We start from the raw sequence: 18,005 nt of genomic DNA on the forward strand, positions 1-18,005 counted from the left end.
CGGAAAGTGATCCGTGGCACGGACCGGTGCACGGGAGTGGTGGCGGCCGGACGGTGACTGCCCGGTCACCGGCGGTGGCTCAGGCGCGAGGCGGACCGTCCTGGTCGCGCTCCGTCCCGAACTGCTGCCTGAGCTTGTCCTGGGCGGTGTCGACGTGGCCCTTGTACTTGCCCTTCGTACGGTCGTCGACCATGTCGCCGGCCTTGTCGATGCCCTTGCCGACATGCTCCTCGTGGCCCTTGAGCATCTTCTTGATCTTGTCCAGTGCGGACATATGTCCTCCTCGTCGACTCTGCGCCCCCTGTCAAGGGTCACCGCACCGGGCACCGCCCGCATCCGCGCCGGAAGAAGGCGAGGACGCCGACAGGTGGGACGGGGGAGGGCGGGAAGTGTGAAGCCGCGCCCACTGGGCACATACCGGTTGACCAGGAGGAGGTGGTGGCAATGGGCCGCATCCGAGTCGTCGTCCGTCGTCCCCCGCCCCCTTCGGGGCCCCCGCCGCTGGATCTGCGCACCCCGTCCGGCCGCCCCCTGCCGTACTGACCGCCGGGACGCCTCCGCCCTTCGGGGTTCTGGCTACGCCCTACGCACCGCGTGTCAGCGGTGATCCGGGTGGGGACCGCCGTCGAGCGGGCCGTGCCGCCGCGGTCTGTTTTCGTACCGTGCCGCGGCCGGCCCCGACATCGGCGCCAGTTGCTCCACCAGGGCCTCCAACTCCTCGACGGCGTATTCCGTCTCGCGGCGGATGTTCTTGTGCTCCGCGACGACGGCCCCGAGCAGCAGCGCGGTGAGCGCGACGCTTCCGTTGAGCAGCGAGAGATTGGCCATGATCTCCATCAGGCTGTGCCCCGCGAACGGCCCCAGGGCATCCGTACCGGCGATGATGGCGAGCACCGAGACGACCAGGGCGCACGGAGCGCTGCCGGGCAACTGGAAGCGCAGGGCCGCCCAGATGATCACCGGGAACACCAGATAGATCATCGACAGCGAGCTGCGCGTGGCGATCAGCGACGACGCGACCACGACGACCGCGAGGATCGATGCCTCCAGCCACCGGTCGGACGCGCGGGGCCACCGCACCCTGCGCAGGACCAGCAGCACGGGGGTGACCACCAGGACCCCCATCGCGTCCCCCGCCCACCAGGACGACCAGACCAGCCAGAATCGGCCCGGCGGAACCTTGCCGTCGAGCAGCAGCGTGAAACTCCCGATGGAGGCGCTGATCAGCATCCCCGCGAACGCGCCGAGGAAGACCAGACAGACCCCGTCCCGCAGCCGGACCAGCTCACTGCGGAAGCCGGCCCACCGCAGCAGGGCGTACGAGGCGAGCGGGGCGACCGTGTTGCCGAACATGATGGCCAGACGGCTCACGGTGAACGCGTCGCCGATCTCGACGACCGTGAGCAGTGTGCCCAGCGCGATGCCCGGCCAGACGCGGACGCCCAGGTACAGCAGTGCGGCCAGCGCGATGCCGGTGGGCGGCCACAGAGGCGTGACGACCGCGCCGTCCACGACGACCTGGCGCATCAACCCGAGATGCCCCGCCAGGTAGTAGGCGCCGGCCACGCCCAGGATCTGCGCCACGTACACGGCCCGACGTCTGGCTTTTTCGGTGCGGATCACACCACTCATCAGACACCGACCGCGGCGGGACCAGGCAGGTGACACGCTGCGGTACGGTCCGGCGTCACCGCGGTCCGAGGCGGGCGGCCGCATGCCGCAGGACCAGGACGGCGGCGTCGTCCTCGTGTCCTGTCACCTCCGTCGCGCCCAGGACCTCGTCGGCCAGCCGCGCCGCGCTCGCCCCGACATGCGCGGCGACCAGCTGCCGGACCCGCTCCAGGCCGTCCTCGATCAGCAGCGACGGTCCCTCGACGACCCCGTCGGTGAGCAGCACGATCGCCCCGTCGGAGTCGAGGGTGCGCCGGGTGACGGGATAGCTTTCGCCGGGCTCGATGCCCAGCGGCATGCCGCCCGGGTCCTCCGTGACACCGGACCGTCCCTCCGTGGTGGCCCACACACACGCCACATGCCCGGCCCGCGCGCTGTGCAGCTCCCAGGTCGTCGGGTCCAGCCGCATGAAGGTGCAGGTGGCGAAGAGGCCCGAGTCCACGGACACCAGCAGATCGTTCGTCCGGCCCAGGACCTCGCCCGGATCGGACGCCGTGCCCGCGATGGCCCGCATCGCGATACGGACCTGCCCCATGAAGGCGGCGGCCTCGACGTCATGACCCTGTACGTCGCCGATGGCGAAGCCGAGGGCCCCGTCCGCGAGGGGGAAACCGTCGTACCAGTCGCCGCCGATGTCCAGACCGTGGCGGGCGGGCGCGTAGCGTGCGGCGGCCTGGAGGCCGGGGATGGTGGGCAGCGCCGCCGGGAGCATGTCGCGTTGGAGCGCCTGCGCGAGTTCCACCCTGGCCTGGTGGAACTCCACCTCGCGCCGAGCGCGGGCGGTGAGGTTCTGCAGGGTGTTGAGCAGGTCTTCGGCGCTAGCTGAGCGGGAAGTCCGACGCCGGTTCATGTGCCGCTCCGCGGTGCGTTATGTCCCTGAATCATATGGCGGGCGGCCCCGAGTGGCGACTGCGGGCGCTTCCGCGTGCCCGCAGTCCCCTGGGTGCCGCTCAGGACGGGCGAGCGCGGTACAGATCGCGGAGCAGGGCGATCTCGGCACCGTGGTGCAGTACCTCCTGGTTGACCCACCAGACGATGTCGACGAAGGGATCCTCGGCGTCGCTGCCGTTCGGATACGTGCTGTACCCGACGGTGTCCAGGGCCGCGTCGTCGGCGGTGAGCAGGGCTTCGCGCCAGGCGGCGGACGCGGTCTCGAAGGCGGCCACCGCCCCGGTCGCGTCCCCCGGAGTGCGGTAGCCGTCGCGCGTGAGCGCCCTGCTGCCACAGGTGTGGTCGGCACGGAGGGTGAGCATTTCGGCGAGATGGCTCAAACGCCACGCGATGGTGGTGAACGGGGGAGGGAACGGATGCGGGGAGTCCGCCGAGTCCCGCCCCCAGTCCCCGGCACCCGCGAGAGCGGTCGCCCGCGCCCCGGGGCCGTCACCGCGAGGGCGTACGGACCAGCAGTCGGGCACCGGTTCCCAGAGGTGTTCGTCGTCGCCCAGCGGCGTGACGCCGATGTCGACGCCGTTGCCGCTGTCCATGACGGGACCGGCCAGGCGGGCGAGGAGCCGCTCGCAGGCGAAGTCGAACTGCTCAAGCAGCGGGATCAGACGTGGTGGGAGGGCCATCGGTGGAGCGTGTCACGGCCGACGGGCGGACGCGCGCCCATTTCCGGCGGACGCTGGCCGGATGGACCCTCGTACCGAGCCGTTGTCAGTGCTCGGTGGGATGCTGCCCGCATGGACGAGCTGATGAGGCAGCGACGGGTGTACGGCACCGACCACGACGACCCCCGCCCCGGGCCGAGGCCGGGGCACGACTACCGGGAGCTGGTCGGCGGCCCGCTCGACGGGCTGCTGCTCGACGTCACCGGCTGGGGCGAGGCGGAGCTGCGCGACGGCGTCGGGCTGGTCACCGAGATCGGCGCCTACGGGCCCGGCGGACGTGCCGAGTACGGTCCGCGGTCGCCGGACAGTCACCAGTGGGACTGGCGGGGCGACGTGCGGTGAAAGGCCGGGTGGTGATGGCAAGGGCGGCAGGAATCGAACCTGCGACATACGATTTTGGAGACCGCCGCTCTGGCCGCTGAGCTACGCCCCTTGGTGATGGGTGAAGCCTGGCACGTGCGCGCCCGGGCGCCAACAGATTTACGCGGCCGCGTCGTTGCACCGTGTCGCGCGGACGGACCCACGGTCGGCCGGGAGCCGACGCGGCGCGGTGCCGCCCCGTGCGGAATGCCGGGCAGGCCGGGGGAGGGGGCCGCGGGCCGGGCCCGGCCGTCCGATAGGTTGGCCGGTCATGTGGGCTTTGAGCGCGGTCGGGCACCGTCGGCTGGGTGCGGCAGGATCTCTGGCGATCGTCGGCGGCGGCTGGTTCGCCGGAAAGCTGCCGGTCCACGACCCCTGGGGCCTGTGGACCGACCACGGGTCCGCCACGAAGGCGGCGGCGGCCGTGCTCGCCTACGTCGGACTGACCGTGCTCGTCGTGGCCTGGTGGCAGTACGGCAAGAACGCCTCCACCGTCCGCGAGACCCTCGTCACCCTCGCCTGGTGGACGGTCCCGTTCCTGCTCGCGCCCCCGCTCTACAGCGCCGACGTCTACAGCTACATCGCCCAGGGCTCGATGGTCGTCGAAGGGCACGACGTCTACACCGTCGGCCCCTCCGCCCTGGACCCCGGCGGAATCGGCGGCGACGCCGCCGCGAGCGTCGGCAACCACTGGCGTGACACCCCGGCCCCGTACGGACCGCTCTTCCTGCTCCTCTCCGCGGCCGTCGCCTGGATCACCGGCGGAACGATCGTCCCCGCCGTCCTGGCGATGCGGATCGTCGCGCTCGTCTCCCTCGCCCTGATCGTCTGGTCCCTGCGCCGGCTGGCGCGCGAACACGGCCGCAGCGAGAGCCGCGCCCTGTGGCTGGGAGCCCTCAACCCGCTGCTGCTGATCCACGTGGTCGGCGGCGTGCACAACGACGGGCTGATGATCGGCCTGATGCTCGCCGGCCTGGTGCTCGCCCTGCGCGGCAGATGGATCGCGGGCAGCGCCCTGGTCGGCCTCGCCATGATGGTGAAGTCACCGGCGGCCGTGGCGCTGCTGTTCATCGGGGTCCTCGTGCACGCCTCCGCGACCGGCCCCCAGTGGCGCCGCTGGGCCAAGGGGCTGCTCGCGCCCGGCCTGGTCGCCTGCGCGGTCGCCGGAGGGGCCACGCTGGTGAGCGGGACCGGATTCGGCTGGCTCCACACCCAGGGCGTCGCCGCGAACATCCACACCGCGCTCTCCGTCACCAGCGACATCGGCCTCGGTCTGGGAGAGCTGGCCCATCTGCTCCTGGGCGTCGACGCGGAGCCGGTCAAGTCCGCCGTCCAGACCCTGGGCCTCGCGGCGGCGCTCGGCGTGATCGTCGTGCTGGCCCGGCGTGCGATGCGGGGCAGCATGACACCGGCCCACGCCCTGGGCCTCTCGCTGCTCGTCCTGGTAGCCCTCTCGCCCATGGTCCAGCCCTGGTACCTGCTGTGGGGCATGGCCGTCGTCGCCGCGACCGAACAGTACGGCCGCCTCTCCGCCGTCCTGATCGTGCTCTCGGCGGCGCTGGTGTACGAGACCCACCCCATGGGCGCCACCCCGCCCTACGGATTCGTGCTGGCCGGGCTCGCCGCGGTCCTCGGCACCCTCGCGCTGCGGCGTACCCCCGTCGTGCCGCCAGGCGTACGGCTGCCCGGCCGGCGGGACCCCGCGGACCCGGCGGAGAACCAGGAAACCCCCGCGTCCACCACGTCCCCTGCCCCGGCCCCGCAGAACGCTCCCTGAACCAATCCCCTCGACGCCCGGCAAGATCCTCGGCTACGCTGAGCGGGTCCTGTTGTCTCCGATAGAGGTGGACGTTGCGCATCTGAGGTCCGCGATCATCGCGCGGTACGGCCCTGGCCCGTACATGGTCACGACGCTGTCGGCATCTCTGCCGCCCGTGACTTCCGCGTGGATGCGACCTCGGTGCTGAGCCGTCCCTCACCTTCGCAGGACTGTTCTTCCCACCACTTTCCGGCCCCCGGGGCCGGGTCGCCGCGTGCTGTTCGCATACGAAGCCCCCCGATCCTCCCGCTTCCGACTGCGAGAACCACATGAGCCATCCCACCGCGCCCAGCGCCTCCGTGGCAGCCTCCAACCTCACCTTCCGGTGGCCCGACGGCACGAACCTCTTCGACGGTCTCTCCCTCACCGTCCCCCGGGGCCGCACCGGTCTGGCCGGAGCCAACGGCGCCGGCAAGTCGACCCTGCTGCGCCTGTTCGCCGGACTGCTGCGCCCCGCCGAGGGGTCCGTCACGGTCGGCGGAAACCTTGCCCACCTGCCCCAGAACATCACCCTGGACACCTCCCTGCGCGTCGACGCGGCCCTCGGCATCGACGCGCGCCGGGCCGCCCTGCGTGCCATCGAGTCCGGAGACGTACGGGAGGAGCACTTCGAGACCATCGGCGACGACTGGGACGTCGAGGAGCGCGCCCTGGCCACCCTCGGCTCCCTCGGGCTCGGCGCCGTCGAACTGGACCGCACCGTCGGGCAGTTGTCCGGCGGCGAGACCGTCCTGCTGCGCCTGGCCGCGCTGCTCCTGGAACGCCCGGACGTCCTCCTCCTCGACGAGCCGACCAACAACCTGGACCTGTTCGCCCGCCGCAGGCTCTACGACGCCGTCGACTCCTGGCGCACCGGGATCCTGATCGTCGTCAGCCACGACCGGGACCTGCTGGAGCGGGTCGACCGCATCGCCGAACTGCGATCGGGCTCGGTCAGCTGGTACGGGGGCGGCTGGTCCGCCTACCAGGAGGCCCTCGCCACCCAGCAGGAGGCCGCCGGGCGGATGCTGCGCGCCGCCGACGCCGACGTACGCCGCCAGCAGCGCGAACTGGAGGAGACCCGGATCAAGGTGGCCCGCCGCCAGCGCCACGACAAGAAGCTGGACGGCCAGCGGAAGGCCCCGCGCATCGTCGCCGGGGAACGCAAGCGCTCGGCCCAGGAGTCCGGGGACCGGCTGCGCGGCCTGCACGAGGACCGCCTCGACGAGGCCCGCGAGCGCAGGGAGGAGGCCGCCGAAGCCATTCGCCGGGACGCCGAGATCAAGGTGAGCCTGCCCCACACCGCCGTACCTGCGGGCCGCACCGTCCTGACCGTACGCGACCTGAGCCTCCCCTACGGACGGCTGCGCGAGGGCAGCCTCCAGGTGAAGGGACCCGAACGCATCGCCCTGGTCGGCCGCAACGGGGCCGGTAAGACGACCCTGCTGCGGGCGCTCACCGGGGAGCTCGCACCGAGCACCGGGGAGGCCACGGCGGCGGTGCCGCTGAAGTTCCTCCCGCAGCGGCTGGACGTCCTCGACGACGCGCTGAGCGTCGCCGACAACGTCGCCCGCACCGCCCCGGGCACCACCGACAACCAGATCCGCTCCCAGCTCGCCCGGTTCCTCTTCAAGGGGGCCCGCGCGGAGCAGCCGGCGGGCACCCTGTCGGGCGGCGAACGCTTCCGGGCCGCCCTCGCGGCGACGATGCTCGCCGCCCCCGCCCCGCAACTGCTGCTGCTGGACGAGCCGACGAACAACCTCGACCTGGCCAGCGTGCGGCAGCTGACGAGTGCCCTGGAGTCCTACAAGGGCGCGCTCGTCATCGCCAGCCACGATCTGCCGTTCCTGGAATCCGTGGGCATCACCCGCTGGATCCTGCTGGACGACACGCTGCGGGAGACCGACGCCGAGGAAGTCCGCGAACTGTTCGGGAGCCCGGAGTCCACCCCGGCGGGCACGGCGTGACACCGACCGCACGATCGAACGAGGAGGAGATCCGGATAGGCGCCGACCTCGGCCCCTGCGTCGTACTGATCACCGGAGTGATGGCCGCGGGAAAGTCCACCGTCGCCCAGCTCCTGGCGGAGAGCCTGCCACGAGCGGTCCATGTGCGCGGAGACGTCTTCCGCCGCATGATCGTCTCCGGCCGCGCGGAGATGACACCCGACGAGGCCGAGGAGGCACGGAACCAGCTCGACCTGCGCCAGCGGATCTCGGCACAGGTGGCCGACGCCTACGCGGACGACGGATGGACCGCCGTCGTCCAGGACATCGTCCTCGGCGACGACCTGCCCCGCTACATCGGCAGGGTCCGCACCCGTCCGCTCCACGTCGTCGTGCTCGCCCCCTCGCCCGGGACCGTGCGCGAGCGGGAGGAGGCACGGGCGAAGACGGGGTACGGGGAGTGGACGGTCGACGTGTTCGACGCGTATCTGCGGAGCGGGACGCCGCGTATCGGCCTGTGGCTGGACACATCCGGTCAGACGCCCGAGGAGACGGTTTCGGCCATCCTCGACGGGCTGCGCGGAGCGGGAGGTGTGGACGGTGCGGCCCCTCAGGCCGCCTCGTAGTGGTGGGCCCGCCCGCCCCGCCACTCCACCCAGACCGGGTTGTCGAGGATCCGGTCCGCTTCTTCGAGGCCGGCCTCGTTCAGGAACACGATCACGTCGTGGTCGCTGTGGGCCAGCCCGAGTATCTCGTCCCGGCCCTCGTAGTGCACGGTCACCCGGCGGCCGCCCGAGGGGGTCGGACGGTGGATGACGATCGGGGGATTTGCCATGGGTCCACCCTGCGACGCGCCCCGCACCCTCGCATCCCCGGCCCGCCCCCTCCGGCGGTGGGCCGAAGCCGCCCCGGAAAAGGCTCCCGCGCCCTCCCCGGGGGCCGGGGCGGGCCTCACCGCTCGGCGGATCCGAGTTCCACCGTTGTGGTGACACGCACCAGGCAGGGGCCGCGCGGGGCGGAACCGAACCCGAAGGCGACGGGCGGATCGAGCGGGGAGAGCGGCCCCAGATCCGCCCCGCCCAGCACGGCGTCGGCGGCGACGACCGGCCGCAGCCCCCGCGCCCCGTACCACTCCCGCCGCCCCGGACCCGCGCGGCCCAGGGTGCGTACGCCGGGCATCAGCAACCGGGCCGGCACATCGCACAGCGCGGCCCAGACCGGGCTGCGGGCGAGCGGGGCCGGGACCGCGGACAGCAGCACGCCGAGGGCGGAGCGGCGGCCTGTCCGCAGCCGCAGACGCAGCGGCCCCGCCTCGACGAGCCAGGTGTCACCGGCGACGGTGACGGTCACGGGCACCACCTCGATCCGGTCGAAGCGGTACGTGGCGGCCACGAAGTCCGCGATCCGCCGGGACGGGGCCAGCAGGACTCGTTCGCCGTCGCCATGCTCGACCATGACGTCGCTGAACGCCCCGAACGGCGAACGCGGCCAGTGGCCGACCACCAGCCGGGTGCCCGAGGCGGTCCCCACACCGGCGATCCAGCCGTCGAACCGCAGTCGCTCACGTGTCACGCCCGCCAGTCTCCCCCGTCACGGGCCGCGGGGGAGGACCGGCTGGCGGCGCGGCGGGCCCCGTCGCCGTACGGGCTACTCGAAGCGGGACGTGTCCCCGGCCCCGCGGCGTACGATCTCGGGCTCGTCGCCGGAGAAGTCGATGACCGTGGTCAGCTCGGTCCCGCAGTCGCCCGAGTCGATGACGGCGTCCACCTCGTGCTCCAGTCGCTCCTTGATCTCCCAGCCCTGCGTCAGCGGCTCCTCCTCGTCCGGCAGCAGCAGGGTGCTGGAGAGCAGCGGCTCGCCGAGCTCGGCGACCAGCGCCTGGGTCACGACGTGGTCGGGGATGCGTACGCCGACCGTCTTCTTCTTCGGGTGCAGCAACTGGCGGGGAACCTCCTTCGTCGCCGGGAGGATGAAGGTGTAGCTGCCGGGAGTCGCCGCCTTGATCGCCCGGAACACGTCGTTGTCCACGCGGACGAACTGCGACAGCTGCGCGAAGTCGTGGCACACCAGCGTGAAGTGGTGCTTGTCGTCGAGGTTCCGGATCGACCGGATCCGGCCCAGGGCGTCACGGTTGCCCAACTGGCAGCCCAGTGCGTAGCACGAGTCGGTCGGGTACGCGACGAGCGCACCTGACCGGATGCTGTCGACCACCGTGCTGATGGTGCGGGGCTGGGGATTTGCGGGGTGCACGTCGAAGTACTTGGCCATTCGCCGAGCTTACGCGCTCGGGCGGGACCGGTAGAGCCCTCCGCCGGGAAGCGTCGGAGGCGGCCCGTCGTGCGACGGGCCGCCTCTTCTTCCGCTTCGCGCGGTGGTGTTCACCGCCGGGCCGGTCAGAGCGCGGCGGCCCCCACCAGCTCGTCCAGTACGTCCTCCATGGTCACGAAGCCGATGACCGTGCCCTTGTCCCCGGCGACCGCCGCGAGGTGCGTACCGGCGGCACGCATCGCGGTGAGGGTGTCGTCGAGCGGGGTGTCGATCTCGACCCGGATGACGGGGTGGAGAGCGCTCGTGGGCAGCGCCTCGGTGCGCTCCGCGACGCCGAGGGCGTCCTTGATGTGGAAGTAGCCCAGCAGCCCGTCGTCGGGTCCGGTGACCGGCAGCCGGGAGAAGCCCGAGGCGACGGCGGCCCGCTCCAGACCCTGCGGGGTGATGCCCAGGTCGACGGTGACGGTCCGGTTCAGCGGGACCATCACCTCGCCGACCGGCCGGGTCCCGAGCTCCAGCGCGTCCCGCAGCCGCTCCCCGTCGGCCGGGGCCAGCAGCCCCGCGTCGCTGGAGTCCTTGACCAGCCGCACGAGCTCGTCGTCGGTGAACACCGAGGCGACCTCGTCCTTGGGGTCGACCTTGAGCAGCCGCAGCAGCATGTTGGCGAAGGCGTTGATGCCGAAGATGACCGGCCGCAGCGCCCGGGTCAGGCCGACCAGGGGCGGTCCCAGCGCCAGCGCGGTGGCGACGGGGGCGGCCAGCGCGATGTTCTTCGGGATCATCTCGCCGATGAGCATGTGCAGATACGTCGCCAGCGTCAGCGCGATCACAAAGGCGATCGGGTGGACCAGCGCCTCCGGCACGCCGACCGCGTCGAACGGCGGCTCCAGCAGATGGGCGATGGCCGGTTCCGCCACGGCGCCCAGCACCAAGGAGGAGATGGTGATGCCGAGTTGCGCGGTGGCCATGGCGGCCGACAGGTGTTCGAGGCCCCACAGGGCGCTCTTCGCGCGTCGGCTGCCCCGCATGGCCTGCGGTTCGATCTGACTGCGGCGGACCGAGATGAGGGCGAACTCCGCGCCGACGAAGAACGCGTTGGTGAGGAGGGTGAGCGCGCCGATGGCGAGCTGTACGGCGGTCATCGGGCGTCCTCCTCCACGAGGGCCGGCGCCGGTGCGGGCGCGCTGATCCGGACCCGGTCGGCCCGGTGGTGCTCGATGTCGAGCACGTCGAACTGCCAGCCGTCGACCTCCACCCGGTCCGTACGGACCGGGATGCGGGCCAGCTGGTTGGCGAGCAGCCCGGCGAGCGTCTCGTAGGGGCCTTCCGGCGCGCCGAATCCGATCCGGTCGAGCTGGTCCAGCCGGATGCTGCCCTCGGCCTCCCAGACCGGGCGCCCGTCGCCGAGCGGCTCGGCCGGTGCGAGGTCGGGGCGCTCATGGGGGTCGTGCTCGTCGCGGACCTCGCCGACGACCTCCTCGACGATGTCCTCGACGGTGGCGACCCCCGCCGTACCGCCGTACTCGTCGATCACCACCGCCATCGTCCGGCGCTTGCGCAACTGCGCGAGCAGCCGGTCCACGGGCAGCGAGTCGGGGACGAGGAGCGGCTCGGTCGCCAGGGCCGTGACGGGGGTCCCGGCCCGCTCGGACTCGTCCAGGGCGAGCACATCGCGGATGTGGACGGTGCCGATGACCTCGTCCAGGCTGTCCCGGTAGACCGGGAAGCGGGACAGGCCGGTGGCCAGCGTGAGGTTGGCGGCGTCGGCGGCGGTGGCGTGCGCCTCCAGCGCCCGTACGTCGACGCGCGGCGTCATCACGTTCTCGGCGGACAGCTCCGCCAGGTGCAGGGTGCGGACGAACAGCTCGGCCGAGTCCTGCTCGATGGCGCCCTCGCGGGCGGAGTGCTGGGCGAGCGCGATCAGTTCCTGCGGCGTACGGGCGGAGGCCAGCTCCTCGGCCGGCTCCAGGCCCAGGCGGCGCACGAAACGGTTCGCGGTGTTGTTGAGGTGCCGGATCAGCGGAGCGAAGCAGGCCGTGAAGGCCCGCTGCGGGGTCGAGACGACCTTGGCCACCGTGAGCGGGCTGGAGATCGCCCAGTTCTTCGGGACCAGCTCACCGACGACCATGAGGACCACGGTGGAGACGGCCACGCCGAGGAGGGTGGCGACCGTGGACACGGCGCCGGCCGGAAGCCCCGCACCCTCCAGCGGGCCGCGCAGCAGCACCGCGAGGGACGGCTCGGCCAGCATGCCGATGACCAGCGAGGTCACGGTGATGCCGAGCTGGGCGCCGGAGAGCTGGAAGGTGAGCCGCTTGGCTGCCTTGAGCGCGCTCTCGGCACCACGCTCCCCGGCCTTCACAGCGCGTTCGAGCTCGCTGCGCTCGATGGTCGTGAGCGAGAACTCGGCGGCGACGAACACGGCACAGGCCAGTGTCAGCGCGAGGGCGAGGAGGAGAAGGGCCACTTCGCTCACCGTGTCACCTCCGTCCCCCGGTGCGTGGGGTCGGGGATGACACGGTTCGTACTGGGAGGCTCACCCATTGCGGTGCGCAGCTCCTTCTCTGTTCGGGTCGTCGGGATCGACGGTGGAAGACGGGTGTGAACCCGCCCCATAGATAGTAAAGGGAACGCAAAGCAAACGGGAGTGGCGGGTGTCACACGGAGTGCGGCCCCGGGGTGGTCACGCCATCCGCGATCTTGATGGCCGGAACTGAGCGTAGTGGTCGCGGGCTTGGGAAAGTCTTTGCTTCTCGGGAGGTTCTGCCCGGCGAGGTGGCTCACGCACCCTCGATCACCCATCCGTAGAGATCGCCCATCCACAGAAGGAGCGGACGCCGCAAATGGTGTTCAAGAAGTTGCTCGGAGCCCTCGGGGTCGGTGGCCCCTCCGTCGACACCGTTCTGGAGCCCGGCCCTGCCCTGCCCGGCGGTCTCGTCACCGGAGAGGTCCGCCTGCGGGGCGGCGGATCGGACGTGACGGTCGACCGGATCTCGCTTCTCCTCGTCGCCCGGGTCGAGATGGAGGGCCAGGACGAGGAGCACGAGGGCACGGTCGTCCTCGAACGGTTCACCGTCGGCGGCGGGTTCCGGCTGGCGGAGGAGGCCGAGCACACGGTGCCGTTCACCGTCACCCTGCCGTGGGAGACGCCGATCACCGAGCTCCACGGCCAGCACCTCGGCCCCGTGCTCGGCATCCGGACGGAGCTGGAAGTCGCGGGAGCGCGCGACAAGGGCGACCTCGACGCGCTCGCGGTGGGACCGCTGCCCGCGCAGGAAGCGATCCTGGAGGCCTTCGGGCAGCTCGGTTACGCGTTCAGGTCGGCCGACCTGGAGCTCGGACACATCCGGGGCACCGGTCAGCAGCTGCCCTGCTACCAGGAGATCGAGATCCTCCCGCCGGCCGGCCACGCGCACGCCGTCAACGAGATCGAGGTGACCTTCATCGCCACTCCGGGCGGTCTGGAGATCGTGATCGAGGCGGACAAGCGCGCCGGACTGTTCTCCGACGGCCACGACACGGTCCACCGCTTCACCGCCTCGCACCACGCGGTCCCGCACACCGACTGGAACGCCCAGGTCGACGCCTGGCTGAAGGAGGTCATCGCCGGTCACGAGGCCCGTGCGACGCCGCCCTCGGGCGTCGAGCACCACGGTGACCAGCACCGGTCGGGTCCCAGCACGGGTGCGGTGGTCGCCGGGGTCGCGGCGGGCGTGGCCGTCGGCGTCGTCGGCGGCATGGTCGCCGCCGAAGTCGTCGACGAGATCGGCGACGCCTTCGAGGACGAGGAGGGCGACGAGGACGCGGGGGGCGACGACGAGGGCTGACCCTTCCGGCCGCGTGCGGTCCGGCGCGACGGGCGGGACGTCTTCCGCCCGCCGCGCCGCGGGTCCTCGCCGCCCCGGAGACGGCGGCCTCAGCCGGACGACCGTCCGACCACGTTCGGAGCCAGCCGTTCGGCGAGAGCGTCCAGATCCGGGACGAACCAGATGTCCCGGCCCCGGTTGGCCTCACGGACGAGGTCGGGGAGGGCCGAACTGGCCGACAGGTGATGGCTGATGTCCCCGAGGACGACGAGGCGGAGCCGGTAGTTCGCGAACTTCTGCAGGATGGCTCCGGCGAGTCCGGTGCTCAGGTCGAAGAAGCGGTCGTCCAGCCGTGCGGACGGCACCGCGACCACCTCCGCACACGCGAACGCGGCACCGATCAGATGGTCGAGTGCGTCCTGGACGTCGGCGATGGCGATCCCGTCGGCCTCGCACACCAGGACCGGAACGCCGTGGTGCTCGACCACCTCAGGCACGGTCCGCCCCCTGCGTGGAGGCGGAGGTGGAGGTGGAGACGGAGGCGGAGGTGAACAGGCCGCTGTCCGGGCCCAGCAGGCCGTCGATCATGTGGAGCAGATCGGCGGTGGCGGCGGCGCCGCCGAGAATGACGATCTTCATCCGGGTTCGCTCCTTGTCGTAGACCGTCTGGATGCGCAGGGGGTCCGACGCGTCCCGCGCGGACTGCGCGCCCGCCGTGACGAACGTGCTCAGCCGGTGCGCGGCGTCCGGACCGAGCGCATCGATCTGCACGATGCTGGACACCTCGACGTGTCCCGGCGCGGAGGTCGGTTCCGGGCCCGTGTCGTCGGTCGGCCGACCGGTCAGGGCGGCCAGATCCTTCTTGGCGATCCGGTACTGCTTGCCGATCCGGACGGCCTTGAGCCGGCCGTCGTGCACGTAGTTCCGGACGGTCCGCACATGCAGCCCCAGCAGCTCGGCCACCTCGCCGACCGAGTAGAGCTCCCGCTCGTCATTCCCCATAATTCCGCATCCTACGCTAAACAACTCCCACGGGACTCTGATGCACGAAGATAGTGTTGTTTGAGGAATGCCGCAGCTGGTGATCACCCGGCCCGGACGTACTCGACGGGTGCGACGAAGCCCCGGGTAGCAAGGTGGGAAACGAACGGCCGCCCACGGACAAGGAACCCCATGAAACCGGAATCCCGGCCGCCCGATTCGCGGCACCATCGACCCGAAGGCGTGAGCGACACGACCGTCGAGGCGCTCGGGGCCCTGTCGAAGGCGCTGGAGACCGCCGAGCGTGCCCGCGGCGCCCTCTACGACTTCCATCAGCTCACCGGGAGCGCCGATCTCGCGCTCGACGACGCCGTACGACTGCTCCGCGCCGCGGGGCACGGACCGCACGCCGATCTGGTCGAACGCGAGATCCTCGGCCGCAACGTGATTCCCGGGCACTGGACGTTCCAGATCGTCGAGGAGTACAACGCCACCTACTACGACGTGTTCCGGACGATCGAACGGCAGATCAGGCAGGAGCTCGCCGAGGGCCGCGACCACCTCTACGAGGCCGAGATGAAGGCGGTCCGGCGGACCGAGGGGCATCCGGACCACACCGCCGAGTGACGGGCGGTCGCCGTCGTCCCGGAACCCGCCTCCTCCCGCCGTCACCGAACGTAGCCGCACGAGATGCGGACCGGACCGACTCCGGTGACGCTGGGGCTCCGGTCGCGCACGCAACGGGTGTTGCCGACGGAGGGCCGATGACGGAGGACATCCCATGAACCTGTACGACACCCCGGTGGAGCGAGCCCGCCGCACCCGTGAACGCGCCGAGGAACTGGGCCGCGCCGCCGACCGGGCCACCGACCCCGAGCACCGGCAGCGGCTGCGGGAGAAGGCCCTGCGCCTGCTGCGCGAGGACCCCGCGGCCGACACCCGCCCCTCCTGAAGTGTGTTGCAGCGGTCGCGCCCGAAAGATGGCGACGTCCTAATCCCTGACTTTGAGGAAGCGCATCCGGGTCGCGCCGTTGCTGTCGGTGCCGCCGGCCTCGGCGTCGGAGATCTTGCCGCCGGTGAGGACGAACATCAGGTGCAGGCGTACCGTCCGGGGGCCGGAGGCGACCGCGTACTCGGTCATGATGTGCGTGGTTCCGCCTTGCTGCTCCTGCCTCGTCGCGTTGATCGCCGCGATCTGGGTGAAGCTCGTCAGGAGGGTGTCCGTGGTCTCGTCCCTGAGCCAGCCGATGATGTAGCCGCTGCCGCCGGTGGCGGAACCGAGCGCGTACCGCACGTCGCTGTCGATGTGGTAGACGCCGGGTTCCGGGAGCACGATGTCGGACTCGGGGATCGGCACGTCGGTACCGGCCCGGGCCAGGAGGTCGGCGTGCTGCCGCTCGGCGTTGAGGAACGCGCTCACCGGGGTGAGACGGGCGCCGATCGCCCACCTCTCGGGGCAGCCGGGCGTCCCGGTGACATCGATGTCCACCGACCGTTCGATGCCGCTGTTGCCGCCAGGAGCGAGGCCCGTCAGGTCGATTCTCGGCACGAGCAGCCCACCGGTCGTGTTCCGTGCGGCGTTGCACGGGGACGGATCAAGAGCAGGCGTGTCGGGCGCGTACAGACACCCGTCGCTGCCCCGGGTGACGGCGTTGCCCCGGTCGGTGGAGATGCACGGCGGGCGGGCGGTGGCGCAGCCGTCCCGGCAGGAGTCGACCGGGATGACCGGGGGGACCGGGGCGTAGGTGGTCGAGCCGTCGAGGGTGTCGGTCGTGCAGGTGACCGCGCCGTCGCAGTTGCGGCAGGTCGTGCGGAGGAACGGTCGGCCGCAGCCCGGGGCGGACGCCTGGACGGTGAGGACGAAGCTGTCGACGGTCCACTGCTTGGGGCCGACTCGGCAGGTGTCGTCGTTGCCCGTCTCCAGGTTGAGCTCGACGACGACCTTTCCCGCGAGGACGTCCGCGAGGGGCACGGTGGTCGGTGGGATGACGCCGTGGTCGTCTCCACCCGCCGGCAGATCGGGTGGGCCCAGGAGGTCGGTGCGGACCGGGGTCGTGCCGTTCCACAGGGCGAAGCGGCCGTAGAGTCGACAGGCGGTGCTCCTGCCGTCGTTGTGGACATGGACCGAGGCGCTGATCGTGACGTCGGTGGGGTTGCCGCGCAGGGACGCGGGGTCGATGTGCACGACGCCGGCGAGCCAGGTGTGCTGGCCGTTGTGCGTCCCGTCGTCGGCCGGGAACGTGCCTGTGCCGCTGTTCAGGATGGTCCGCGCGGCGGCGGGGTCCAGTGCGGCGTGCGTGTTGGCGATGGTGTAGTAAGGCGTCGGGTCGGTGCTGGTCGCGGTCGCCGCGACCCGGTACGGCGCGGAGTCGCGCAGGGGGGTCGTCTCGCAGTGCTCGCACGGCTTGGAGCCGGGGCAAGCGACGGGAGGGCAGGCCGGCTTGGAGGGCTGACAGCCGCCGATGGTGATCGGGGACTGCCCGCAGCCGCATCCGCTCATGAGTCAACTCCGTGAAGAAGATGGGGTGTTGGAAGTGCTCCTGCGCTCCGTGCCGCTGCTGCGCGGGTGGGCCACGAGGGGAGGGTGCGCCGGCTCGTCGGACGGAACGGAAGGGGATCGAGCTGAGGCAGGCCCATGGAAGGACCGGCGGAGGTGAAGCCGGCGGACCTGAAGCCGGCCGCCCGGCCGAGAAGTGGCGGAAGACCGTCCGGCGACCTTTCGCCGGGGTGCTTCTGACCTGATGTCGACCGCTATCCGGCTACGTCTTGCCGCGGCCGGTCATGTCCTTGGGGTGGGAAGCAGAAGCGGCCATGTCGGCCCGACTCCGCGATTCCGCTCCTGGGCGAACCGCGTTGGGCGCTCGGGCATGGGCCTATCTGAAGCTCAGTCACTTGTCTTCTTCGTTGCCGTCCCTAATGTACTATCCCGCGATCTGTCGGGCATTACCTCGTTAGAGTGGCTGATTCCCCCGCAGAGGTGACAGAGCGCTCGCGGGTCTGCTGGAAATGTCGATTGCCCGGGCGGTTGTCGCCCGGGTAGCGTCACGCGCCGTGACCCCGACGCTGCGTACCGAGAGGCTCCTGCTGGAGCGCTATGTCCCCGAGGACGAAGAGGCCTTCGTCGCTCTGTTCCAGGACGCCGAGGTGTCCCGTTGGATGGGTGACGGGCCTTCCTCCGAGGCGGAGGACCGGGCTCTGTTCGGGCGGGTCTTCACCAAGGTCTACGCCCAGGACCTGTTCGCCGTCTGGGCCGTCCGGCGCGACGGACTCCTCGTCGGGCACGCAGAGATCAAGCGGACCGACGCCGTCGACGGCCACGAGATCATCTACGCCCTGACGCCCACGGCGTGGGGGACGGGCCTGGGGACCGAGCTGGCACAGGCCGTCATCGCCCACGGCTTCGGGGCCCTCGGGCTGACCGAGGTCCACGCCACGGTCGCGGCGGCGAACGAGGCCTCGCTTACCCTGCTGGGCAGAATCGGCTTCGAGCACACGAGGGACATCGAGGAGGACGACGGCAGCACCACCCGCGTGCTGACCCGTCGCCGCTGAGGCGAAGAACGCG

The 18,005-nt window shown here is 71.5% G+C and carries 20 protein-coding genes and 1 tRNA gene; 8 read left to right on the top strand and 13 right to left on the bottom strand.

Annotation, left to right across the window (positions count from 1 at the left end; genetic code table 11):
- Nucleotides 1-79 precede the first annotated feature (79 nt).
- The 4 genes from IE272_RS24195 to IE272_RS24210 all read right to left on the bottom strand — a co-directional run bounded on the left by IE272_RS24195 (nt 80) and on the right by IE272_RS24210 (nt 3,242).
- Complete coding sequence (locus IE272_RS24195; RefSeq protein ID WP_047180351.1) at nt 80-274, bottom strand: antitoxin; 195 nt, start codon at nt 272-274, stop codon at nt 80-82.
- Between the two features lie 323 nt (nt 275-597).
- Complete coding sequence (locus IE272_RS24200) at nt 598-1,623, bottom strand: MASE1 domain-containing protein (RefSeq protein ID WP_179890775.1); 1,026 nt, start codon at nt 1,621-1,623, stop codon at nt 598-600.
- A 64-nt stretch (nt 1,624-1,687) separates the two neighbouring features.
- Complete coding sequence (locus tag IE272_RS24205) at nt 1,688-2,521, bottom strand: PP2C family protein-serine/threonine phosphatase (RefSeq protein WP_190007954.1); 834 nt, start codon at nt 2,519-2,521, stop codon at nt 1,688-1,690.
- 100 nt (nt 2,522-2,621) lie between these two features.
- Nucleotides 2,622-3,242, bottom strand: coding sequence for a DinB family protein (locus IE272_RS24210; RefSeq protein ID WP_190007956.1), 621 nt, complete (start codon nt 3,240-3,242; stop codon nt 2,622-2,624).
- Nucleotides 3,243-3,353: 111 nt separating this feature from the next.
- Between IE272_RS24210 and IE272_RS24215 the strand changes: the two genes are divergently transcribed.
- A complete protein-coding gene (locus tag IE272_RS24215; protein ID WP_007459351.1) occupies nt 3,354-3,623 on the top strand; it encodes a hypothetical protein in 270 nt (89 codons plus the stop codon).
- A gap of 15 nt (nt 3,624-3,638) precedes the next feature.
- Here the strand turns inward: IE272_RS24215 and IE272_RS24220 are convergent.
- Nucleotides 3,639-3,714 (bottom strand) — tRNA-Trp (locus IE272_RS24220).
- Between the two features lie 198 nt (nt 3,715-3,912).
- Here IE272_RS24220 and mptB point away from each other — a divergent pair.
- The 3 genes from mptB (at nt 3,913) to IE272_RS24235 (ending at nt 8,011) form a co-directional block, all read left to right on the top strand.
- Complete coding sequence (gene mptB, locus IE272_RS24225) at nt 3,913-5,418, top strand: polyprenol phosphomannose-dependent alpha 1,6 mannosyltransferase MptB (RefSeq protein ID WP_050362993.1); 1,506 nt, start codon at nt 3,913-3,915, stop codon at nt 5,416-5,418.
- Between the two features lie 311 nt (nt 5,419-5,729).
- The gene (locus IE272_RS39445) at nt 5,730-7,406 is read left to right on the top strand and encodes an ABC-F family ATP-binding cassette domain-containing protein (RefSeq protein ID WP_190007958.1); all 1,677 of its coding nucleotides are present in this window, start codon (nt 5,730-5,732) and stop codon (nt 7,404-7,406) included.
- Between the two features lie 35 nt (nt 7,407-7,441).
- On the top strand, nt 7,442-8,011 hold the full coding sequence (locus IE272_RS24235; RefSeq protein WP_190008074.1) for a P-loop nucleotide/nucleoside kinase family protein: 570 nt from the start codon (nt 7,442-7,444) through the stop codon (nt 8,009-8,011).
- Here IE272_RS24235 and IE272_RS24240 read toward each other — a convergent pair.
- From IE272_RS24240 to IE272_RS24260, 5 genes are all read right to left on the bottom strand, one after another.
- Nucleotides 7,996-8,220, bottom strand: coding sequence for a hypothetical protein (locus IE272_RS24240; RefSeq protein ID WP_003964170.1), 225 nt, complete (start codon nt 8,218-8,220; stop codon nt 7,996-7,998). The genes IE272_RS24235 and IE272_RS24240 overlap by 16 nt on opposite strands.
- Nucleotides 8,221-8,336: 116 nt before the next feature.
- Nucleotides 8,337-8,957 (bottom strand): hypothetical protein, encoded by a 621-nt coding sequence (locus tag IE272_RS24245; RefSeq protein WP_050362995.1) that lies wholly within the window; start codon nt 8,955-8,957, stop codon nt 8,337-8,339.
- A 75-nt stretch (nt 8,958-9,032) separates the two neighbouring features.
- Nucleotides 9,033-9,653 (bottom strand): L-threonylcarbamoyladenylate synthase, encoded by a 621-nt coding sequence (locus IE272_RS24250; protein WP_050362996.1) that lies wholly within the window; start codon nt 9,651-9,653, stop codon nt 9,033-9,035.
- 125 nt (nt 9,654-9,778) lie between these two features.
- Nucleotides 9,779-10,795, bottom strand: coding sequence for a hemolysin family protein (locus tag IE272_RS24255; RefSeq protein ID WP_050362997.1), 1,017 nt, complete (start codon nt 10,793-10,795; stop codon nt 9,779-9,781).
- Nucleotides 10,792-12,129 carry a hemolysin family protein gene (locus IE272_RS24260; RefSeq protein WP_050362998.1) on the bottom strand — a complete coding sequence of 446 codons (1,338 nt, stop codon included), beginning with the start codon at nt 12,127-12,129 and terminating at the stop codon, nt 10,792-10,794. Before IE272_RS24260 ends, IE272_RS24255 begins: the two co-directional genes overlap by 4 nt.
- A gap of 367 nt (nt 12,130-12,496) precedes the next feature.
- Here IE272_RS24260 and IE272_RS24265 point away from each other — a divergent pair, with 367 nt between their 5' ends.
- Nucleotides 12,497-13,480 carry a sporulation protein gene (locus tag IE272_RS24265; protein WP_050362999.1) on the top strand — a complete coding sequence of 328 codons (984 nt, stop codon included), beginning with the start codon at nt 12,497-12,499 and terminating at the stop codon, nt 13,478-13,480.
- Nucleotides 13,481-13,569: 89 nt separating this feature from the next.
- Here the strand turns inward: IE272_RS24265 and IE272_RS24270 are convergent, their stop codons facing one another.
- Both IE272_RS24270 and IE272_RS24275 read right to left on the bottom strand, forming a co-directional pair.
- Nucleotides 13,570-13,956, bottom strand: coding sequence for a DUF4180 domain-containing protein (locus IE272_RS24270; RefSeq protein WP_050363000.1), 387 nt, complete (start codon nt 13,954-13,956; stop codon nt 13,570-13,572).
- Nucleotides 13,949-14,461 carry a helix-turn-helix domain-containing protein gene (locus tag IE272_RS24275; protein WP_050363001.1) on the bottom strand — a complete coding sequence of 171 codons (513 nt, stop codon included), beginning with the start codon at nt 14,459-14,461 and terminating at the stop codon, nt 13,949-13,951. Before IE272_RS24275 ends, IE272_RS24270 begins: the two co-directional genes overlap by 8 nt.
- 171 nt (nt 14,462-14,632) lie before the next feature.
- Here IE272_RS24275 and IE272_RS24280 point away from each other — a divergent pair, with 171 nt between their 5' ends.
- The gene (locus IE272_RS24280) at nt 14,633-15,067 is read left to right on the top strand and encodes a hypothetical protein (RefSeq protein ID WP_050363002.1); all 435 of its coding nucleotides are present in this window, start codon (nt 14,633-14,635) and stop codon (nt 15,065-15,067) included.
- Between the two features lie 154 nt (nt 15,068-15,221).
- Nucleotides 15,222-15,392 (top strand): DUF6381 family protein, encoded by a 171-nt coding sequence (locus IE272_RS24285; RefSeq protein ID WP_007453065.1) that lies wholly within the window; start codon nt 15,222-15,224, stop codon nt 15,390-15,392.
- 39 nt (nt 15,393-15,431) lie between these two features.
- Here the strand turns inward: IE272_RS24285 and IE272_RS24290 are convergent, their stop codons facing one another.
- Complete coding sequence (locus IE272_RS24290; RefSeq protein WP_050363003.1) at nt 15,432-16,940, bottom strand: hypothetical protein; 1,509 nt, start codon at nt 16,938-16,940, stop codon at nt 15,432-15,434.
- A 551-nt stretch (nt 16,941-17,491) separates the two neighbouring features.
- Between IE272_RS24290 and IE272_RS24295 the strand changes: the two genes are divergently transcribed.
- Complete coding sequence (locus IE272_RS24295; RefSeq protein WP_050363004.1) at nt 17,492-17,992, top strand: GNAT family N-acetyltransferase; 501 nt, start codon at nt 17,492-17,494, stop codon at nt 17,990-17,992.
- Nucleotides 17,993-18,005: the final 13 nt, after the last annotated feature.

The sequence above is a fragment of the Streptomyces anulatus genome (genome assembly GCF_014650675.1).
Taxonomy (GTDB): domain Bacteria; phylum Actinomycetota; class Actinomycetes; order Streptomycetales; family Streptomycetaceae; genus Streptomyces; species Streptomyces anulatus.